Below are 18864 nucleotides of genomic sequence, written 5' to 3' on the forward strand. Positions count from 1 at the left end.
GCATGCGTGAGCACGAGGCGAGCCCGGGAGGCGCGGGTCAGCGCATCTCGAGCGGCACCGCGGTCGTCGGTGCGGGGAACGCGCGCTCGAGCTGCACGAACGCCTGGTCGTCGAGGTCGATCGCCAGCGCCGCCGCGTTCTCGAGGGTGTGCTCGGCCGAGCCCGCCTTGACGGCGACCATCAGGTCGGGCGCCAGGCGCAGCACCCAGGCCAGGGCGAGCTGGGCCGACGAGACCCCGAGGTCGGTCGCGACCTGCTCGAGCACGGGGTGCCCGAGCAGTTCACCGCCGTCGACGGGGGAGTACGAGGTCAGGGGCACGCCGTGCTCCCGCGCCCAGGGCAGCAGGTCGAACTCCGGTCCGCGACGGGCCAGGTTGTAGAGCACCTGGTTCGTCTGGACGTTCTGGCCGCCGGGAACCGAGAGCAGCTCGTGCAGGTCGTCGACGCCGAAGTTGCTGACGCCCCAGCCGCCGATCGCGCCTTCGGCGACCAGCGCCTCCAGGGCGTCGACGGTCTCGGTGAGGGGATGACGTCCCCGCCAGTGCAGCAGGTAGAGGTCGAGGCGGTCGGTGCCCAGCCGCTCGAGGCTGGCGTGACAGGCGTCGACGGTACCGTGCCGCGAGGCGTTGCCCGGCAGGACCTTGCTGACCAGGAAGACCTCGTCGCGCCGACCGGCGATCGCTTCGCCGACCAGTGATTCGGACCGCCCGCCGCCGTACATCTCGGCGGTGTCGATCATGGTGAGCCCGGCGTCGAGGCCCGCGCGCAGGGCGGCGATCTCGTCGTCGCGGCGGCTCGGGTCGTCGCCGACGTTCCAGGTGCCCTGGCCGAGGGCGGGGACGACGCGCCCGTCGGGCAGGGTGACGGCGGGGTTGGTCGGTGTGGCGGGGGTGGTCATGCCGGGGGATGGTAGTCGCCGGTCGGGCCGGCGGTCGGTCCGGTCGGTCCGACGGACGGCGCCGCGGTCGGCCCTGTCGTGACCTCGCGGGCGAGCAGGGTCGCTGCGGCGACGGCCGCCGGCATCACGAGCACCGCCCCGAGCGGCACGAAGAACAGCAGGTAGGTCGCGGTGCCCAGCCCCAGGGTGCGCGCCCGGTTGACGGCGAGCCCGCGGCGACGGTCGGCGAGCGACCGACCCCGCGCGTCGAAGGCGTAGCCGGTGAGCTCGACGGTCAGGAACCACCCGCCGGTGAGCGCGCCGAGCACCGGGACGACGGTCTGGCCGAGCACCGGCACGAATCCGCCGACGAACAGCAGCACACCGACGCCGGCCGTGGCGAGCAGCAGTCTCAGCGAGTCTCCGGCGCTGCGGGCGAGTCCGCGCCAGAAGCCCCGGTCGAGGTCGGCGGGCGCGTCGCCGGCGCGTTGCTCGACGCGACGCCAGATGCGCTCGTAGAAGGGATCGCCGACGAGCAGCGTGACGGCGGTGAACGCCACGACCGCGAGCAGCACGGCCAGGGCCGCGACGGCCAGACCACCGCCGAGGCGGACGAGGCCGCGGGACCACTCGGGCCAGTCGTCCGCGAAGGGAGTCACGGCGCGGGCGACGTCGTCGGCGGCGAGACCCACGCCCACGAGCGCCGCGACGAACACCGCGCCCACGACGAGGGCCGGGACGGCGCCCAGCAGCATCAGCCGCGGAGACGTCGCCCACAGTCGAAGCCCCTGCCCCAGGAGGCCCACCCCACCGAATAACTCCCCGATCACCGCCACCGGGCGAGCGTAACCGGTGCAGGAGGCGCGGGTGCGGTCGGACGCCCCGTCGCGTCGTCGGCGCGTAGCGTCGACCGGGTGCCGCATCGACGCGGCACCACCGAGAAAGGTCGTCCATGAAGTTCAGGTACCTCGGCAACAGCGGACTCAAGGTCAGCGAGCTCACCTACGGCAACTGGCTCACCCACGGTTCGCAGGTCGAGAACGACACGGCGACGCGCTGCGTCCGTGCCGCTCTCGACGTCGGCATCAGCTCGTTCGACACGGCCGACGTCTACGCGAACACACAGGCCGAGACGGTCCTCGGCGAGGCGTTGAAGGGCGAGCGACGCGAGTCGCTCGAGATCTTCACGAAGGTCTACGGCCCCACCGGGCCCAAGGGGCACAACGACACCGGGCTCAGCCGGAAGCACATCACCGAGTCGATCGACGGCTCGCTGACGCGCTTGAAGACGGACTACGTCGACCTGTACCAGGCCCATCGATACGACGTCGAGACGCCCCTCGACGAGACGATGGAGACCTTCGCCGACCTGGTCCGCCAGGGCAAGGTGCTGTACATCGGCGTCTCGGAGTGGAACGCCGAGCAGCTCCGTGAGGCGCACGCCCTCGCCCGTGACCTCAAGATCCAACTCGTCTCCAACCAGCCCGAGTACTCGCTGCTCTGGCGTGTCATCGAGGACGAGGTCGTCCCGACCTCGTCCGAGCTCGGCATCTCGCAGATCGTCTGGTCGCCCGTGGCGCAGGGGGTGCTCACCGGCAAGTACACGGTGGGGGCCGAGTTGCCCGCGGGTAGTCGGGCGACCGACCAGAAGGGCGGCGCGGGCATGATCGAGCGCTGGCTGCGCGACGACGTCCTCGACGCCGTGGCACAGCTGAAGCCGATCGCGGCCGACCTGGGCCTCACGCAGGCCCAGCTGTCGCTGGCATGGGTGCTGTCGAACGAGAACGTGGCCTCGGCGATCATCGGTGCCTCGCGCCCCGAGCAGGTCGAGTCGAACGCGAAGGCGTCGGGCGTCACCCTCGAGGCCGACGTGCTGTCGCGCATCGAGGCGATCTTCGACGGACTCGCCGAGACCGACCCGCGCAAGACGCAGATGCCGAGCGGCCGCGAGGCCTGATCGATCTGCCGGTCGACACGACGACGCCCCGCCACGAGATCGTGGCGGGGCGTCGTCGTCGCGTCCCAGGTCAGGCCGCGGGGACCTCGAACGTGGCCGAGATCACCGCGCGGGCCAGGGTGTGGAAGTGCAGGTTGAAGCCCAGGTATGCCGGGCTGGCCGTCTCGTCCACCCCGATCGTCTCGACGTCGAGGGCGTGCACCGCGACGAAGTAGGTGTGCGGTCCGTGACCTTCGGGCGGTGCCGCTCCGACGTAGCGCGCGAGCCCGCCGTCGTTCTTCAGCTGGATCGCGCCGTCGGGCAGACCCGAACCCCGGTCGTCTCCCGCGCCGGAGGGCAGCGTGGTCGTGTCGGCGGGCAGGTCCGCCACGGCCCAGTGCCAGAAGCCCGAACCCGTCGGGGCATAGGGGTCGTAGATCGTCACGGCGAAGCTCTTGGTGCCCTCGGGTGCTCCGGACCAGCTCAACTGCGGGCTGGCGTCGTCGCCACCGGGGCCCATGATGCCGCTCACCTGGGCGCGCTGCAGCTCGCCCCCGTCGGTGAGGTCCGTGCTCGTGAGCTCGAACTCGGGCACGATGCCGATGATGTCGTAGGGGCGGGTCAGGTTGGCGTCGGCCATGGGGTCTCCTGTTCGTTCGGGTGGTCGTGACGGTGCGCCCGTCCCGTGGGGCGGGCGCACCGGTGTCGGATCAGGCGGCGTCGAGCCGCTGGATCTCGTCGGCCGAGAGCTTGATCGACGTCGCCGTCGCCGAGTTCATGATCGTCTGCGGCCGGGTCGACCCCGGGATCGGGACGACCAGCTCGGACTTCGCCAGCTCCCAGGCGAGCGTCAGCACCTGGGGGGTGACCCGGCGGGCGTTGGCGATCTCGGCGAACACGGCGTGCTTCGCGCCGAGCTCGGCCGCGTTCGTGATCCCGCCGAGAGGGCTCCACGGCAAGAACGCGATCCCCATCTCGTCGCACAGCACGAGTTCCGCCTCACTCGACCTGAACGCGGGCGAGTACTGGTTCTGCACCGAGACCAGACGATCGTCCAGGACGTCGTTGGCCTCACGGATCTGGTCGGGCGTGGCGTTCGAGATGCCCGCCATGCGGATGACGCCTTCGTCGAGCAGCTCGGCCAGCGCCCCGATCGAGTCGGCATAGGGCACCGCCGGGTCCGGTCGGTGGAACTGGTACAGCCCGATGGTCTCCACGCCGAGCCGTTTCGCCGAGGCCTTGGCGGCCTCCTTGAGATAAGACGGATCGCCGTTCTGTGCCCAGGCCCCGGCCTCGGGTCGAAGGTGACCGCCCTTGGTCGCGACGAGCACCTGGTCCGTGTCGGCGTGGTAGCTCTTCAGCGCCTTGGCGATGAGCGACTCGTTGTGGCCGACCTCGTCCTTGCCGGCCTGGTGGTAGGCATCGGCCGTGTCGATCAGGGTGATGCCCTGCTCGAGTGCGGCGTGGATCGTGGCGATGCCCTGTCTCTCGTCCGGTCGGCCCTCGATCGACAAGGGCATGCCGCCCAGGCCGATGGCACTGACCGTCACGTCTCCGATGGTCCTGGTCTTCATGTCGTCCTCCGGTTCACCACGCGTAGTCCTCGGGCGACGTCTGGTGCCCGGGGAAGATCTCGTCGAGCCGCGCCAGCGCGGCCTCGTCCAGCTCCACGTCGACGGCCGCGACGGCCGACTCCAGTTGCGCCATGGTCCGCGGGCCGGTGATCGGCCCGGTGACGCCCGGCTGGTGCAGCAACCAGGCGAGGGCCACCTCGCCCGGGGCGTGTCCGAGCTCGCGGGCGAAGGCCTCGTAGGCCTCGAGCTGGTCGCGGTGCTCGGCGACGTAGTCGGCGCTCCGGCCCTCGAGTCGGCGCGACCCCTCTTCGGTCTTCTCGATGACGCCTCCGAGCAGACCGCCGTTGAGCGGCGACCACGGGATCATCCCGAGGCCGTAGTGACGCGCGGCCGGCAACGTCTCGCGTTCGACGTCGCGGACGATCAGGTTGTAGATCGACTGCTCGCTCACGAGACCGGTGACGTGTCGCGTCTTCGCAGCCTCCTGGGCTTGCGCGATGTGCCAGCCGGCGAAGTTGCTGCTGCCGACGTAGAGGACCTTGCCCTGCTGGACCGCGACCTCCATCGCCTGCCAGATCTCGTCCCACGGCGTCTCACGATCGACGTGGTGGAACTGGTAGAGGTCGATGTGGTCGGTCTGCAGACGCGTGAGGCTCGCGTCGAGCGCGCGCCTGATGTTCAACGCGCTGAGCTTGCCGTCGTTGGGCCAGTCGCCCATGTCGCCGTAGAGCTTGGTGGCGAGGACGGTCTTCTCCCGTCGCCCGCCCCCACGGGCGAACCACCGCCCGATGATCTGCTCGGTGATGCCTTCGCCCTTCTCCCAGCCGTAGACGTTCGCCGTGTCGAAGAAGTTGACGCCGAGCTCGTGGGCCCGGTCCATGATCGCGTGGGAGTCGTCCTCCGTGGTCTGCGGCCCGAAGTTCATCGTGCCGAGCACGGCCCGTGAGACGGACAACCCTGTGCGTCCGAGGTGTGTGTAATCCATGTTCCCTGGCTACCCCCTCGTGGGCCGTCCTGCTCACAGGAACGCCCCCTAACGTCGCCGTCATGAGCCAGCAGCCCGAGACCCCGGACGGTGTGCCCCCGGCCGAGCCGCGAGAGGCCGGTCCGCGTCGCGGCGGCCGGCGCCGTGCCCTCCGCGACGCCCATGCCAGGATGCGTCTCCGGCTCGACGCGCACCCGCGCCTCCGATCGCTCTACAAGATCGGCGTCGGGGTGCTCGGGGCCGTGATCGTCGTCGTCGGGTTGATCCTCGTCCCGCTGCCCGGTCCCGGCTGGCTCGTCGTCTTCGTCGGCGTCGCCGTTCTGGGCACCGAGTTCCCCGCGGCCCACCGCATTACCCAGTGGGTGCGTCGACTGGCGCGACGCGCCCGTCTCCGGTGGCGCGCGTGGCGGGTCGCCCGGTCGGCGCGTCGTTCGTCGACCGTGGATGCGTCGGCCGTCCCGTCGCGGTGAACCACCGGGCCGACCGCTATCGGGTGGTCGTCGACCGGACGCCCAGCGGACGTTCGGTAATGTCGCCGTCGTGACGCCCAGTCCCGCCTCCGCCACGCCTTACGAGGTGCTCGGCGTGCCGTCCACGGCGTCGACCGACGACCTGCGTCGCGCCTACCGGCGTCTCGCCCGTCAGACCCACCCCGACCTCGGCGGCACCGCGCAGGCGTTCCGCGACCTGCAGCAGGCGTGGCACCAGGTGGGCACCCCCGAGGCGCGCGCCGCCTACGACCGTGGGTCGGACTCACGGAGCACCAGCCCGTCGGGCAGTGCACGGTCCGCGGGTTCGAGTGCCCCGGGCTGGTCACCGCCGCCGCGTGAACCGGCGCGGACGGACTCCAAGCCCAAGGCTCGGGTGCACGGCCACCCGGGTGGTGCCAATCGTGAGCGGTACCTCGGCCTGATGCGCGAGTGGGTCGGTCGCGGCGTCCCGCTCGACGATCCCTACGACGAGCGCCTCGTCCGCAGCGCGCCTCCCGAGATCCGTCACGTCCTGGCCGACGCCATGGCCGAAGAGGCGACGGTCGCCGCCGTCACCGACCTCGGTATCGGCTTCACCGTCTGGAGCGACGTCGACGCAGGCCCCGAGGGCAAGCTCGACCACGTCGTGCTCGGTCCGTCGGGTCTCTTCGCGGTCCAGTCCTCCGACTGGGGCAGCGAGGTGCAGGTGTCGCGCGGCGAGCTCGTCGGTCGAGGCATCCCCGCCGACGAAGAACCGGTCCGCGATCTGACCCGCCAGGCCCGTGCGGTGCGTCGCGAGACGCGCGTGTCGTTCACGGCCCAGCTGATCGTGGTGCCCGACGACGACTTCGCGCCGGCCCTCGAGAAGGTCGGGCGCCGCGCCGGGGGCACCTGGGTCGTACGCCGCTCCGTCCTGCCGCAGGTGCTCCGTCACGGTCCCGAGCTCGGTGACCGCACCAGCATCTCGGACGTCTTCGAGGTGCGCGCTCGGCTGCAGCAGGCCATCCGCTTCGTCTGACCGGGGGCTGGCGCGTCGGGCGGGCAGGGTCCACGCTGGGCGCGACGTCGGCGTCCGTCGGACGTCCCACCCGAGAAAGGGGACACCCGTGTTCCGTCCGCAGTCCGGCTACTCCGGCTTCAGCGTCGACGACGTGTCGACCGCCATGTCCTTCTACCGTGACGTGCTCGGTCTCGAGACCGAGGTCGTCGTCGAGGGTCAGATGTTCCGCCTCCGCCTCCCGGGAGGCGCGGCGTGGGTCCTCGTCTACGGCAAGCCCGACCACGTGCCGGCGTCGTTCACGGTGGTGAACTTCGTGGTCGACGACGTCGACGTCGCCCTCGACGACCTGGCCGATCTCGGCCTCGAGCCCGAGCGCTTCGGCGGCCACTCCGACGCTCGCGGCGTCCTGCGTGGCCGCAGCGTCGACAGGGGCCCCGACATCGCCTGGTTCACCGATCCCGCCGGCAACGTCTTCTCCGTCCAGCAACCCTGAGGGCCCTCGCGGCCCGGTCGGTGAACCGAGGAGGCGCGGTGCCGGAAGCCGGGGAGGGCTGGCCCGACATCGGGTTCCGGGCCAGCCCCAGGTGTTCCTTCGGAGCGGTCGCCGCGTCGGTTGGGTCGGCGACCCGCCGGTCGTCCCTTCGACGTGACGTCCGGCAGGCGGGGTGAGCACCGCCTCCTGGTCCCTGTGGCAAGCTCGACCCGTGAACACGCACGAACCCGCGGACGGCTGGGTCGAAGCGCCCGACGGGCGTCGGTTCTGGGGTCGCGCCGGGGCCGCGGGCCTGCTCGTCGTCGACCCGGACGACCGGGTCCTGCTGCAGCACCGGGCCGACTGGAGCCACTTCGGCGGCACGTGGGGGCTCCCCGGAGGCGCGCGCCACCACGACGAGAGCGCCGTCGAGGGGGCGCTCCGCGAGAGCGGTGAGGAGGCCGCCGTGCCGGGCGACGCCCTGCGCCTGCTCTTCGCGTCCGAACTCGACCTCGGATTCTGGTCGTACACGACCGTCGTGGCCCGAGCGGTGCGCCCGTTCGAGCCGGTCGTCTCGGACGCCGAGAGCATCGCCCTGAGCTGGGTGCCGGCCGATGAAGTCGCCGATCTCCCATTGCACCCCGGGTTCGCCGCGTCGTGGCCGAGGCTCCGGGTCGAGATGGGTGCCGACGTGCACGTCGTGGTCGACGTCGCGAACGTCCTCGGCTCTCGGCCCGACGGCTGGTGGCGTGACCGGGCCGGGGCCACGAACCGGTTCCTGGACGCCGTGTCGCGCGGAGTCGGGCACGGGGTGGCCGAGTCGCTCGTCGTGTCGGGCGGTGATCGGGGTCGGGCGGCCGTCGCGTCGCGTCGGTCGGCCGCGGACGCGTCCACGGCGGACTCCGGCGCCTTCGCGGACGCCTCCACCGCCGAGCCACCGGGGGCGCCCACCTGGCGGTGGCCGGGGATGACCGTCGTCGTCGAAGGCGACGCCCGCGCCGTGGGCGACACGTTCCCCGGCCTGACCGTCGTCCGGGCCGAGGCCGACGGCGATTCGGCGATCGTGGCCAGGGTGCGCGAGCTGCGGGCCGTCTCGGGCAGTGCGTCTCGCGTCGTCGTCGTGACCGCCGACCGCGCTCTCGCCGATCGGGCGGTGGCCGCCGGCGCGACCGTCGTCGGGCCGGGCGTCTTCCGCCGGGCCGTCGGTCTCGACCCACACGGCTGACGGCCCGCTCCACCGATCGGTGGGGCGGGCCGTCGGCGAGCCGACTCGTGGGTCAGGCGGCGGGGCCGTCGCCCAGCGTGACGGTCGCGGTGTGCGACGTGCCGGCCGTGTCGGTCCAGGTGACCGAGACCTGGTCGCCCGACTCGTGCGCCTGGATCGCGGCCGTCAGCGCGGTCGAGTCCGCGACGGCCGTCCCGGCGACGGCGGTGATCACGTCGCCGGCGACCAGACCGGCCGACGCCGCCGCGCTGCCCTCGACGGTGCCGGCGATCGTGACGCCGCCCGCGGTGCCGTCCGTCGTGCTCGAGATCTGCGCGCCGAGGAAGGCGGGCAGGCCGATCTGCACGGTCGAGCTCCCCGTGCCCGACTGGATCTGCTTCGCGATGGCCAGGGCGTGGTCGATCGGGATGGCGTACCCGGTGATCGTCGACGAGCCCTGCGAGGCCGCCGTCACGATGCCGACGACGTCACCGTCGCTGTCCCGCAGCGGGCCGCCGGAGTCGCCCGAGACCACGTCCGCGTCGACCTCGATGAGGCCCGACAGCGATTCGGTGCCCGAGCCTGACTCGCTCTGCACCGTGATCGACTGGTCGGTGGCGAGGACCGTGCCCTCGGCGGTGACCAGGTCACCCGTGCCCTCGGCGTTGCCGGTCGAGTGGACGGCGTCGCCGGTGGCGACGTCGCCGGACGTGTCGAAGCCGACCGGGGTGAGGCCGGTCGCGTCCTGCAGCTTCAGCACGGCCACGTCGTTGGTGGCGTCGGTGCCCACGACCTCGGCCGTGTAGGTCTCGCCCGTCGACTCGACGGTCACCTGGATGCTGGTCGCGCCCTGCACCACGTGGTTGTTCGTCAGGATGAGCCCGCCCGAGGTGAGGATCATGCCCGTGCCCGCCGACTTGTACGACGCGTCGTAGTTCAATGTCGACACGATGGTGACGACGCCGGCCTTCTCCTCGTCGGTGGCCGCCGCGGCGCTGGTCTGGGTCGAGGTGCCCGGCTGCGACGAGTCATCCTGCGACGACCCACCCTGCGGGGTCGAGCCGCCGAAGGGGGACGTCGAGCCGCTCGATCCGCCGCCCGGCCGCGTGAGCTGGGGAAGCAGTTCGAGGGCCTGGCGTTCGCTCGCGGCCTGTGCCGCCGCGGTGCCGGCCGAGCGACCGGCGGCGTAGGCGCCGCCGCCCGCCGCACCCGCGACGATGACGACGGCCGCGGCCGCGCCGGTGAGGGCCAGCCACTTCCTCGAGCGGCGGGGACGGGGGGAGCCGTCGAAGGCCGGGGGCACCGCACCCTGTGTGCCGTCACCACCGGCCGCCGTCGAGGTGCCGGCCGTCGCGTCGTACGACTGGTGCGCCTCGTCGCCGGCCATCCAGGTCGGGGCCGCCGACACGTAGCGTGCATCGGACACGCCGGTGACGTGGGGGAGCGTGTGCGCCTCGGCGGGCTGCCCGACGACCTGCTCGACGTCCTCCCTGGCCTGCTGCTCGGTCGACGCGGAAGGCGTCACGGGCGTGGCCTCGTCCGGGGTGCCGGTCGTGATGTCGCCGTCTCGGTCGTTCATGGTGTGCCTCCTGTGGCGGTGGTGGTGACGATGGGTCCATGGAACGGTGCGATCCCAAGAGATCCCTATGACCAGACCCTGAGGCGGTGGGGAGTCGCATGAGGAGGCGCGGTGAACGGAGTCGAGACCGTCTCACCACCTCGCGTGCCCCTCCGCGCCGGGGCGGTCGACGAAATCGGTTCCCGACGAGGGTCGGAGTTCCGATACGCTGGGATGTCAAAGGAGGTCCACGATGGCAGAGCCCGCCAACCCGGCACCCGGCGCGCAGGACCGCGCTCACGGCGCCCCTCGCGAGGTCGACACGACCCTCAGTTTCAACGAAGAGTTCCAGGCGCAACTGGCCGCTCTCGAGGGTGGCGTGTCTTCGGACGAGCGCGACGCCGTCGCGGCACTTCCCTCGGGCTCCGCGCTGCTCGTGGTCCGTCGAGGCCCCAACATCGGTGCCCGGTTCCTCCTCGACTCCGACGTCACGGTCGCCGGGCGTCACCCCGATGCCGGCATCTTCCTCGACGACGTCACGGTCAGCCGCAAGCACGCGGAGTTCCGACGCGAGAGCACCAGCTTCAGCGTGCGTGATCTCGGGTCGCTCAACGGCACCTACTTCGACGGTGTCCGCATCGACGAGGCCCGGCTCTCCGACGGGGCCGAGGTCCAGGTCGGCAAGTTCCGCCTGACGTTCTACGCATCGCGGGTCGACCTCGCGAACCTAGCGATCACGTAGTCGTGCCCCGCACCGCCGCCGCCCGGTCGTCGCAGACCGGGCCGTCCGACCTGTTGACGATCGGGCAGGTCCTCTCACGGCTCAAGCCCGAGTTCCCCGATCTCTCGAACAGCAAGTTGCGCTTCCTCGAAGAGCGCGAGCTGGTCACCCCGGTGCGCACCCCCTCGGGCTACCGCAAGTTCTCGCCCGCCGACGTCGAGCGTCTCCGCTTCATCCTCGGGCTCCAGCGCGACCACTACCTCCCGCTCAAGGTCATCCGTCAGCATCTCGCCGACCTCGACGCCGGTCGTCCGGCGACGCTCCCGTCAGGGGCGGCGCCCGTCTCCATCCTGACGCACGGTCGTCGGCTCGGTCGCGATGAGCTGCTCCGCGAGACCGGCGCATCGTCCGCCCTCCTCGACGAGGCCGTCTCGGCTTCGCTTCTGCCCGCAGCGGGTCGGTACGGCGACGAATCCGTCTCGGTGCTGTCGGCCCTGGTCGAGCTGGGCAAGTCGGGCATCGGCCCCCGCCACCTGCGGACGGTTCGCGCCTCGGTCGATCGCGAACTGAGCCTCATCGAGACGGCCCTCGCACCGCTGGCCCGCAAACACGATGCGGCTTCCCGGGCCCGGGTCGCCGAACTCTCCCGCGAGCTCTCGGCGCAGGTCGACGTCGTCCGCGCCGGGCTCGTCCGCTCTGCTCTGGGGCGCCTCGACGCCTAGACGTCGGCCCTCCCGGCGAATATCCTCGACACGCCGACCCGTCGGAGCGAATGTCGCCCAGGCAGCTCCCCGATGTGGGTACCGTGAGTCCTGTACAACCATCAACCCGATGTTGAACGTTGAGCTCCGGAAGAAGAACGTGGAAGGCAACAGCATGAGTGAGTCAGGTTCCCCCGAGGAATCCCGCTACGAGCTGGGTCTGCTCTTCACCGACGGCCTCCCCGAACACGACGCCGACAGCGGCTACCGCGGCACGGTGGCGGCGAAGGCGGCCGGCATCAGCTACCGCCAGCTCGACTACTGGGCTCGCACGCAACTCGTCGAGCCGACCATCCGCGGTGCGGCAGGCTCGGGTTCGCAACGCCTCTACGGCTTCCGCGACATCCTCGTCCTCAAGCTCGTCAAGCGCCTCCTCGACACGGGCATCTCGTTGCAGCAGATCCGCACGGCCGTGAACCAACTGCGCGAAGCCGGCGTGAACGACCTCGCCCAGACGACCCTGATGAGCGACGGAGCCAGCGTCTACCTGTGCACGTCGGACGACGAGGTCATCGACCTCGTCAGTCGCGGTCAGGGCGTGTTCGGCATCGCCGTGGGCAAGGTTCTCCGTGAGGTCGAGTCGAGTCTCGTCGAGATCGACAGCACCCCTGCCGCCGACCCGTCCGACGAGCTCGCAGCCCGCCGCAGCACGCGCGCGAGCTGAGACGTCCTATACCCGCACGGCGACACGCGCTCGTCGACGACGAAGGCCCCGCACGTTATCGTGTGGGGCCTTCGTCGTGCCGTCTGCTCCGGTCAGCGGGCAGCAGGCTCGGCGTAGTCGCCGATCTTCGCGGTCCGCATGATGCGCTCGAGCAACTGATCGAAGTTGCGGGCCATCTCTTGAGCGCTCTCACCGGGCCAGGCGTGCAGAGGCTTCGCCGCGCCCTGCGCCTGCTGGAGGGACGTACGCTCGGGCAGTTGGGGGGACAGGACGAGGGGACCGAACATGTCGCGTAGCTCCTTGATGCGGAACTGGTGCTCGAGTGACTGCACACGAGCACGGTTGACGATGATGCCGAGGGGCTGGAGGCGCGGCGAGAGGCCTCGGCGGATCTCTTCGATCGCCCGGAGGGCCCGGTCGGCGGCGGCCACGCTGAAGAGGCCCGGTTCGGTGACGACCGTCACGCGGTCGGACGCGGCCCAGGCGGTTCGAGTGAGGGCGTTCAGTGACGGGGCGCAGTCGATCAGGACGAGGTCGTAGTCGGCCTCGACGTTGGCGAGTGCTTCCTCGAGCTTCCAGATGTCGCGGATCGAGGGGTGCGGACCGTCGAAGTTGATGGCCGAGGGGCTGCCGATCATCACGTCGACCTTGCCCTGGCGACCCTTGGTCCAACCGCTCGGAGCGATGGCCGCCCTGACCGTCTTCTCTTTCGGGGAGGCGAGGACGTCGGCGACGTTGAGATGGCCCGAGACCGTGATGTCGAGGCCGGTCGAGACGTCGGACTGGGGATCGAGGTCGACGACGAGGGTCCTGAGACCTTTGGCGAAGGCGGCCGACGTGAGTCCGAGCGTCACCGTCGTCTTGCCGACGCCGCCTTTGAGGGAGCTGACGCTGAGTACATGCACGACACAGACGATACCTTCACTACTGTTGAATCACCCAACAGCCACGTCGATCCGGCGTGCGTCCGCTTCCGCGAAGCGACCGCGCCTGTCCACCCGTCGTCGGCACGGTGTCGTGACGCGTCGTCCGCACCGCCCCCAGACCCCCCAGGAGGCGCGCCGTGAGCGTGAGACCCATCCGCCTGTTCGGCGACCCCGTCCTTCGGTCGGCGTCCGACCCCGTGACGATCGGCGACCCGCGACTCGCCTCCCTGGTCGAGGATCTCCTCGACACCGTTCGCGAGCCGGGGCGTGCCGGGGTCGCCGCGGCTCAGATCGGCGTGTCGCTCCGTGCCTTCAGCTACAACGTCGACGGTCAGGTCGGATACGTCCTGAACCCCGTCGTCGTCGAGGTCTCGGGTGAGAAGACACTCGTCGACGAGGGGTGCCTCTCGGTGCCCGGGTTCTGGTTCCCGACCCCGCGTTACGATTACGCCCGGGTCGAGGGGGTCGACCTCGACGGGGCGAAGGTCGTGCTCGAGGGCACCGGGCTCATGGCCCAGGCCCTCCAGCACGAAACGGATCACCTCGACGGCATCCTGTACGTGCTCACCCTGGACCCCGAGACGAAACGCGACGCCATGCGGCAGATCCGGACCGCCGACTGGTGGCGAGCCTGATCAGCGTCCGCGTTCGGTGACCGTGCGGACCGACTCGGTGTCGGGGTGGGCCGTGTAGATGTCGGTGATCTGCTGGGCGAAGTCGTTCACGACGACGGCACGCTTGACGCTCATCTTCGGAGTCAGGTGGCCGCCGGCCTCGGTGAACTCCACCGGCAGGATCTCGAACTTGCGGATGGACTCGGCGCGCGAGACGGACGTGTTCGCGCCGTCGACGGCACGCTGGATCTCGGCGCGGACCTTCGGGTGCCGGGCGGCCTCGGCCAGCGGCATGTCGGCTGCCTCTCCGGCGTCGTTGAGCCACACGGGCAACATCTCCGTGTCGAGGGTCACGAGGGCCGCGACGAACGGGCGCTGGTCGCCCACCACGACGACCTGACCGACCAGGGGGTTCGCCCTGATCGGGTCCTCGAGGGCCGCGGGCGAGACGTTCTTGCCGCCGGCGGTGACGATGATCTCCTTCTTCCGGCCCGTGATGGTGAGGTAGCCGTCGGCATCGAGCGACCCGAGGTCGCCGGTGCGGAACCACCCGTCGTCCATGACCTCGGCCGTGGCCTCGTCGGCCTTCCAGTACCCCGCGAAGACGTTGACACCCTTGACGAGGACTTCACCGTCGTCGGCGATCCTGATGCCGACCCCGGGCAGGGCCGGTCCCACGGTCCCGATCTTGAACTTCGACACGAGGTTGACGGCCGCTGGTGCCGTGGTCTCGGTCAGCCCGTATCCCTCGAGGATGCGGATGTCCAGACTCCGGAAGAAATGGCCCAGTCGCGTACCGAGCGGGGCCGAGCCCGAGACGGCGTAGCGGATGTTGCCGCCCATGGCCTTCTTGAGCTTGCCGTACACCAGGCGGTCGAACAGCGTGAAGCGGAGCTTGAGACCCAGGGGCACGGTGCCCTCGTCGAGCGCCCTGCTGTGAGCGATGGCGACGGCGACGGCCTGGCGGAAGATGCCGCCCTTGCCCCCGGCTTCGGCCTTCTGCTCGGCCGAGTTGTAGACCTTCTCGAAGACCCGGGGGACCGCCAGCAGGAAGCTCGGCTTGAACGAGGCGAGCGACGGGAGCAGTTGCTTGGTGTCGGCCTGGTGGCCGACCTTCACCCCGGCGTGCACCGACATCACGGCGATGAAGCGGGCGAAGACGTGGGCGGTCGTCACGAAGAGCAGGGTGGACGAGCCCGGGGCCACGACATCGCTCATGGCGACGGCGGCGTTGCGGCTCGTCTCGACGAAGTTGGCATGGGTGAGGACGCAGCCCTTGGGGCGGCCCGTGGTGCCCGAGGTGTAGATGATCGTCGCCACGTCGTCGGCGACGGCCGCGCTGCGGCGGCGCTCGAGTTCGTCGTCGGACACGTCGACGCCCGACACGGCGAGCTTGTCGAGATCACCCAGGTCCACCTGCCACACACGCGTGACGGCGGGGAGCTCGGGGTGCACCTCGTCGAAGCGCGAGAAGTGGTCCGCGGTCTCGACGATGACGGCGACGGCCTCGGAGTCGCTGAGGTTCCAGTGGACCTGTGCGGGCGAGGACGTCTCGTAGACGGGGACGAGCAGGGCACCCGCGAACCACGTCGCGAAGTCGATGAGCGTCCATTCGTACCGCGTGCGGCACATCAGGCCGATCTTGTCGCCGGGTTCGACGCCCGCCGCGATCAAGCCCTTCGCGAGGGCGCGCACCTGGGTGAGGAACTGGGCGGCCGTGACGTCGCGCCATCCGCCCGTGCCGTCCGGGACGGAGAAGAGCGGTTCGTCGGGCGTGGCCGCGGCCCGGATGAGCAGCAGGTCGGTCGCGTTGGCGGACGGGTCGGCGGGGACGACGGGTGGGACGGTGTGTTCGTTCACGGCAGCTCCTTCGGTACCGAACGATGGTTCCACAACCCTAACGTGACCTCGCCGGAGACGGTGCTGAGGGTGAACGGCCGTCGAGGTTAGACTCGGTCCTCGTGCAGGCAATCGGAATCGACATCGGTGGGACGAAGATCGCGGGCGGGGTGGTCACCGAGTTCGGCGAGATCGTCGACGAAGAGCGCGTCGCGACGCCGGCGGGCGACGCCGGGGCGATCGTCGACGCCGTCGTCGACATGATCACCTCGTTGCAGGCACGCCACCCCGGCGTCGTCGCCGCGGGGGTGGCCGCCCCAGGGTTCATCGACGCCGCCCAGTCGACCGTCTATTACACCCCCAACATCGCGTGGCGCAACGAACCCTTGCGGGCGCGGTTGTCCGAACGGCTCGACCTGCACATCACGATCGACAACGACGCGAACGCCGCCGGTTGGGCCGAGTTCCGTTTCGGGGCCGGCCGCCTCGCGAGCGACATGACCATGCTCACCATCGGCACGGGGGTGGGTGGTGCCATCGTGGCGCAGGACCGTCTCCTGCGTGGAGGTTTCGGCACGGGTGGCGAGCTCGGCCACATGAGGATCGTGCCCGACGGCCTGCCGTGCGGCTGCGGGGCCCGGGGCTGCATCGAGCAGTACGGTTCGGGCCGTGCCCTGCTCCGGATCGCGGGCGAGGTGGCCGACGAGGGCGGCGTCGGTCGCGCTCTCGCCCAGCTCCGTGACGAAAGCGGCGAGCTCTCGGGCCACGACGTCAGCACGTTGCTCCAGTCCGGAGACCCCGGCGCCGTCGAGGCCCTCCGCCGTCTCGGCACCTGGCTCGGTCAGGCCGCCGCGTCCTTGAGCGCGATCCTCGACCCTCAGGTGTTCGTCTTCGGTGGCGGCGTGGCGCAGTCCGGCGAGTTGCTCCTTGCACCCGTGCGGGCCGCCTACCTCGAACACCTGCCTGCTCGCGGCTACCACCCCGAGCCCGAATTCGTCATCGCCGAGCTCGTGAACGACGCGGGGGTCGTCGGTGCCGCCGACCTCGCACGCCTCCACGCGACCGACCGCTAGACTCCCGACGCCCCGCTGAGAGGAGCACCGATGCTCTACTGGTTCCTGAAGACGATGGTCGCGAGTCCGCTCGTGCTGTCGATCTTCCGACCGTGGGTCAGCGGTCGCGAGCACGTCCCCGCCTCGGGTGCGGTCATCTTCGCGAGCAACCATCTCTCGTTCGTCGATTCGATCTTCTTGCCCCTCGTCCTCGACCGGCGCATCTCCTTCCTCGCCAAGAGCGACTACTTCACCGGGCGGGGCGTCAAGGGCTGGGCGATCCGTCTGTTCTTCACGGCCACGGGGCAACTGTCCATCGACCGGTCCGGGGGCAAGGCCTCCGAGGCGTCCCTGGCGACGGGGCTCTCGGTCCTGCGTCGCGGGGAGCAACTCGGGATCTACCCCGAGGGCACCCGGAGCCCCGACGGCAAGCTCTACCGTGGCCGGACGGGGGTCGCGCGCATGATCCTCGAGGGCCACGTGCCCGTGATCCCGGTCGCCATGATCGGAACCGAGAAGGTGATGAAGACCGGCACGAAGATCCCCCGCCTCCACCGCGTCGGCATCGTCTTCGGCGAACCGCTCGACTTCAGCCGCTTCGAGGGCATGGAGGGCGATCGGTTCATCCTGCGGTCCATCACCGACGAGATCATGTACGAGTTGAACGCCCTCAGCGGTCAGCAGTACAGCGACGTCTACGCGACGAGCGTGAAAGAGAAGCGCTCGACCCTTTCACGGTAGGCTCGCCTGTCGAGGTCGTTCGGCCTCGAGACCGTCAACTGGCAAGGAAGACCGTGGCCCAGCTCAGCGAACCGTTCGTCGTCACCGATCCCGACGTGATCGACGGTCTCGACCATTGGCGCACACTCCCCATCAAGCAGCAGCCCACCTGGCACGACGGTGCGGCCGTCGAGGCTGCGTCGGCAGAGCTGTCCATCCTTCCGCCGCTGGTCTTCGCGGGCGAGGTCGACACCCTCCGTACACGACTCGCGTCGGCGGCCCGGGGCGAGGCGTTCCTCCTGCAGGGTGGTGACTGCGCCGAGACCTTCGCGGGCGCGACCGCCGACCAGATCCGTGACCGCGTCAAGACCATCCTGCAGATGGCCGTGGTCCTGACGTACGGCGCGTCCGTCCCCGTCATCAAGATGGGTCGCATGGCCGGCCAGTTCGCCAAGCCGCGCTCGAGCGACACCGAGACGCGCGACGGCGTCACGTTGCCGGCCTACCGGGGCGACATCGTGAACGGGTACGACTTCACGCCCGAGTCCCGGCGTGCGGATGCCTCGCGTCTGGTGAAGGGCTACCACACCTCCGCCTCGACCATCAACCTGATCCGGGCCTTCACCCAGGGCGGGTTCGCAGACCTGCGACAGGTGCACAGCTGGAACAAGGGCTTCGCCAGCAATCCGGCGAACGCGCAGTACGAGCACCTCGCCCGCGAGATCGACAAGGCGATCCGCTTCATGGAGGCGGCCGGCGCGGACTTCGACGAGCTCAAGCGCGTCGAGTTCTACACGAGTCACGAGGGCCTGCTCATGGACTACGAGCGCCCGCTGACCCGCATCGACTCGCGGACGGGCACGCCCTACGTCCTCTCGTCCCACTTCGTCTGGATCGGTGAGCGCACACGCGACCTCGACGGTGCCCACGTCGACTTCCTCTCCCGGGTGCGCAATCCCATCGGCGTCAAGCTGGGCCCGACGACGACGGCCGACGACATGCTGCGCCTCATCGACAAGCTCGACCCCGAGCGCGAGCCCGGGCGCCTGACCTTCATCACCCGCATGGGCGCCGGCACCATCCGCGATGCCCTTCCGCCCCTCCTCGACGCCATCAAGAAGGCCGACGCCACCCCGCTGTGGGTCAGCGATCCGATGCACGGCAACGGGCTGACGACGCCCACCGGCTACAAGACCCGGCGGTTCGAAGAGATCATGGACGAGGTCAAGGGGTTCTTCGAAGCACACCGTGCGGCCGGAACGCACCCGGGCGGAATCCACATCGAGCTGACGGGTGACGACGTCACGGAGTGCCTGGGTGGGTCCGAGCACATCGACGAGGCCACGCTCGCGACCCGGTACGAGTCCCTCTGCGACCCGCGCCTGAACCACATGCAGTCGCTCGAGCTGGCCTTCCTGGTGGCCGAAGAGCTCGCTGCCGACTGAGATCGACGACACGACGACGGCCCCGTGACCACCGGTCACGGGGCCG

General features: G+C 70.5%; 20 protein-coding genes. 12 read left to right on the forward strand and 8 right to left on the reverse strand.

Annotated elements, in window-relative coordinates; translation table 11 throughout:
• Window positions 1–37: 37 nt before the first annotated feature.
• The gene (locus tag EDF50_RS01350) at window positions 38–898 is read right to left on the reverse strand and encodes an aldo/keto reductase (RefSeq protein ID WP_123517575.1); all 861 of its coding nucleotides are present in this window, start codon (window positions 896–898) and stop codon (window positions 38–40) included.
• Window positions 895–1713: an EI24 domain-containing protein gene (locus EDF50_RS01355; RefSeq protein WP_199738536.1), complete on the reverse strand. Its 819-nt coding sequence runs from the start codon at window positions 1711–1713 to the stop codon at window positions 895–897. Before EDF50_RS01355 ends, EDF50_RS01350 begins: the two co-directional genes overlap by 4 nt.
• Window positions 1714–1829: 116 nt before the next feature.
• Between EDF50_RS01355 and EDF50_RS01360 the strand changes: the two genes are divergently transcribed.
• A complete protein-coding gene (locus EDF50_RS01360) occupies window positions 1830–2834 on the forward strand; it encodes an aldo/keto reductase family protein (RefSeq protein WP_123517578.1) in 1005 nt (334 codons plus the stop codon).
• A 70-nt stretch (window positions 2835–2904) separates the two neighbouring features.
• Here the strand turns inward: EDF50_RS01360 and EDF50_RS01365 are convergent, their stop codons facing one another.
• From EDF50_RS01365 to EDF50_RS01375, 3 genes are all read right to left on the reverse strand, one after another.
• Entirely contained in the window at window positions 2905–3453 is a 549-nt protein-coding gene (locus tag EDF50_RS01365) for a YbhB/YbcL family Raf kinase inhibitor-like protein (protein ID WP_123517580.1), read from the reverse strand.
• Window positions 3454–3523: 70 nt separating this feature from the next.
• A complete protein-coding gene (locus EDF50_RS01370; protein ID WP_123517582.1) occupies window positions 3524–4387 on the reverse strand; it encodes an aldo/keto reductase in 864 nt (287 codons plus the stop codon).
• 13 nt (window positions 4388–4400) lie between these two features.
• Entirely contained in the window at window positions 4401–5372 is a 972-nt protein-coding gene (locus tag EDF50_RS01375; protein WP_123517584.1) for an aldo/keto reductase, read from the reverse strand.
• Window positions 5373–5434: 62 nt separating this feature from the next.
• Between EDF50_RS01375 and EDF50_RS01380 the strand changes: the two genes are divergently transcribed.
• From EDF50_RS01380 to EDF50_RS01395, 4 genes are all read left to right on the forward strand, one after another.
• Window positions 5435–5842 carry a TIGR02611 family protein gene (locus tag EDF50_RS01380; RefSeq protein ID WP_123517586.1) on the forward strand — a complete coding sequence of 136 codons (408 nt, stop codon included), beginning with the start codon at window positions 5435–5437 and terminating at the stop codon, window positions 5840–5842.
• A 70-nt stretch (window positions 5843–5912) separates the two neighbouring features.
• The gene (locus tag EDF50_RS01385) at window positions 5913–6860 is read left to right on the forward strand and encodes a J domain-containing protein (RefSeq protein WP_123517587.1); all 948 of its coding nucleotides are present in this window, start codon (window positions 5913–5915) and stop codon (window positions 6858–6860) included.
• Between the two features lie 88 nt (window positions 6861–6948).
• Window positions 6949–7335, forward strand: coding sequence for a VOC family protein (locus tag EDF50_RS01390; protein WP_123517589.1), 387 nt, complete (start codon window positions 6949–6951; stop codon window positions 7333–7335).
• A 211-nt stretch (window positions 7336–7546) separates the two neighbouring features.
• Window positions 7547–8539 carry an NUDIX domain-containing protein gene (locus EDF50_RS01395; RefSeq protein ID WP_233570249.1) on the forward strand — a complete coding sequence of 331 codons (993 nt, stop codon included), beginning with the start codon at window positions 7547–7549 and terminating at the stop codon, window positions 8537–8539.
• A gap of 52 nt (window positions 8540–8591) precedes the next feature.
• Here the strand turns inward: EDF50_RS01395 and EDF50_RS01400 are convergent, their stop codons facing one another.
• A complete protein-coding gene (locus EDF50_RS01400; protein ID WP_123517592.1) occupies window positions 8592–10097 on the reverse strand; it encodes a S1C family serine protease in 1506 nt (501 codons plus the stop codon).
• 232 nt (window positions 10098–10329) lie between these two features.
• Here EDF50_RS01400 and EDF50_RS01405 point away from each other — a divergent pair, with 232 nt between their 5' ends.
• The 3 genes from EDF50_RS01405 to EDF50_RS01415 all read left to right on the forward strand — a co-directional run bounded on the left by EDF50_RS01405 (window position 10330) and on the right by EDF50_RS01415 (window position 12222).
• Window positions 10330–10818, forward strand: a complete 489-nt coding sequence (locus EDF50_RS01405; protein ID WP_123517594.1) for an FHA domain-containing protein — start codon at window positions 10330–10332, stop codon at window positions 10816–10818.
• 2 nt (window positions 10819–10820) lie between these two features.
• Complete coding sequence (locus tag EDF50_RS01410; protein ID WP_123517595.1) at window positions 10821–11519, forward strand: MerR family transcriptional regulator; 699 nt, start codon at window positions 10821–10823, stop codon at window positions 11517–11519.
• 154 nt (window positions 11520–11673) lie between these two features.
• Entirely contained in the window at window positions 11674–12222 is a 549-nt protein-coding gene (locus tag EDF50_RS01415; protein ID WP_123518364.1) for a MerR family transcriptional regulator, read from the forward strand.
• 92 nt (window positions 12223–12314) lie between these two features.
• On the opposite strand, the gene EDF50_RS01420 is transcribed toward EDF50_RS01415, so the two are convergent.
• On the reverse strand, window positions 12315–13127 hold the full coding sequence (locus EDF50_RS01420; protein ID WP_054146774.1) for a ParA family protein: 813 nt from the start codon (window positions 13125–13127) through the stop codon (window positions 12315–12317).
• 158 nt (window positions 13128–13285) lie between these two features.
• On the opposite strand from EDF50_RS01420, the gene EDF50_RS01425 reads away from it, so the two are divergent.
• Entirely contained in the window at window positions 13286–13783 is a 498-nt protein-coding gene (locus tag EDF50_RS01425) for a peptide deformylase (RefSeq protein ID WP_123517597.1), read from the forward strand.
• Here the strand turns inward: EDF50_RS01425 and EDF50_RS01430 are convergent, their stop codons facing one another.
• Window positions 13784–15622 carry a long-chain fatty acid--CoA ligase gene (locus EDF50_RS01430; RefSeq protein ID WP_123517598.1) on the reverse strand — a complete coding sequence of 613 codons (1839 nt, stop codon included), beginning with the start codon at window positions 15620–15622 and terminating at the stop codon, window positions 13784–13786.
• A gap of 101 nt (window positions 15623–15723) precedes the next feature.
• Here EDF50_RS01430 and EDF50_RS01435 point away from each other — a divergent pair, with 101 nt between their 5' ends.
• The 3 genes from EDF50_RS01435 to EDF50_RS01445 all read left to right on the forward strand — a co-directional run bounded on the left by EDF50_RS01435 (window position 15724) and on the right by EDF50_RS01445 (window position 18818).
• Window positions 15724–16674 carry an ROK family glucokinase gene (locus EDF50_RS01435; RefSeq protein ID WP_123517600.1) on the forward strand — a complete coding sequence of 317 codons (951 nt, stop codon included), beginning with the start codon at window positions 15724–15726 and terminating at the stop codon, window positions 16672–16674.
• Window positions 16675–16704: 30 nt separating this feature from the next.
• A complete protein-coding gene (locus EDF50_RS01440; protein WP_123517602.1) occupies window positions 16705–17394 on the forward strand; it encodes a 1-acyl-sn-glycerol-3-phosphate acyltransferase in 690 nt (229 codons plus the stop codon).
• Between the two features lie 95 nt (window positions 17395–17489).
• A complete protein-coding gene (locus EDF50_RS01445; protein WP_199738598.1) occupies window positions 17490–18818 on the forward strand; it encodes a class II 3-deoxy-7-phosphoheptulonate synthase in 1329 nt (442 codons plus the stop codon).
• Window positions 18819–18864: the final 46 nt, after the last annotated feature.

The organism is Frigoribacterium sp. PhB24, from assembly GCF_003755185.1.
Taxonomy (GTDB): Bacteria; Actinomycetota; Actinomycetes; order Actinomycetales; family Microbacteriaceae; genus Frigoribacterium.

Coding starts and splice junctions, on each gene's coding strand:
- EDF50_RS01415 (WP_123518364.1), top strand. CDS start 11,674: ATGAGTGAGTCAGGTTCCCCCGAGGAATCCCGCTACGAGCTGGGTCTG.
- EDF50_RS01380 (WP_123517586.1), top strand. CDS start 5,435: ATGAGCCAGCAGCCCGAGACCCCGGACGGTGTGCCCCCGGCCGAGCCG.
- EDF50_RS01350 (WP_123517575.1), bottom strand. CDS start 898: ATGACCACCCCCGCCACACCGACCAACCCCGCCGTCACCCTGCCCGAC.
- EDF50_RS01400 (WP_123517592.1), bottom strand. CDS start 10,097: ATGAACGACCGAGACGGCGACATCACGACCGGCACCCCGGACGAGGCC.
- EDF50_RS01375 (WP_123517584.1), bottom strand. CDS start 5,372: ATGGATTACACACACCTCGGACGCACAGGGTTGTCCGTCTCACGGGCC.
- EDF50_RS01440 (WP_123517602.1), top strand. CDS start 16,705: ATGCTCTACTGGTTCCTGAAGACGATGGTCGCGAGTCCGCTCGTGCTG.
- EDF50_RS01370 (WP_123517582.1), bottom strand. CDS start 4,387: ATGAAGACCAGGACCATCGGAGACGTGACGGTCAGTGCCATCGGCCTG.
- EDF50_RS01405 (WP_123517594.1), top strand. CDS start 10,330: ATGGCAGAGCCCGCCAACCCGGCACCCGGCGCGCAGGACCGCGCTCAC.
- EDF50_RS01365 (WP_123517580.1), bottom strand. CDS start 3,453: ATGGCCGACGCCAACCTGACCCGCCCCTACGACATCATCGGCATCGTG.
- EDF50_RS01360 (WP_123517578.1), top strand. CDS start 1,830: ATGAAGTTCAGGTACCTCGGCAACAGCGGACTCAAGGTCAGCGAGCTC.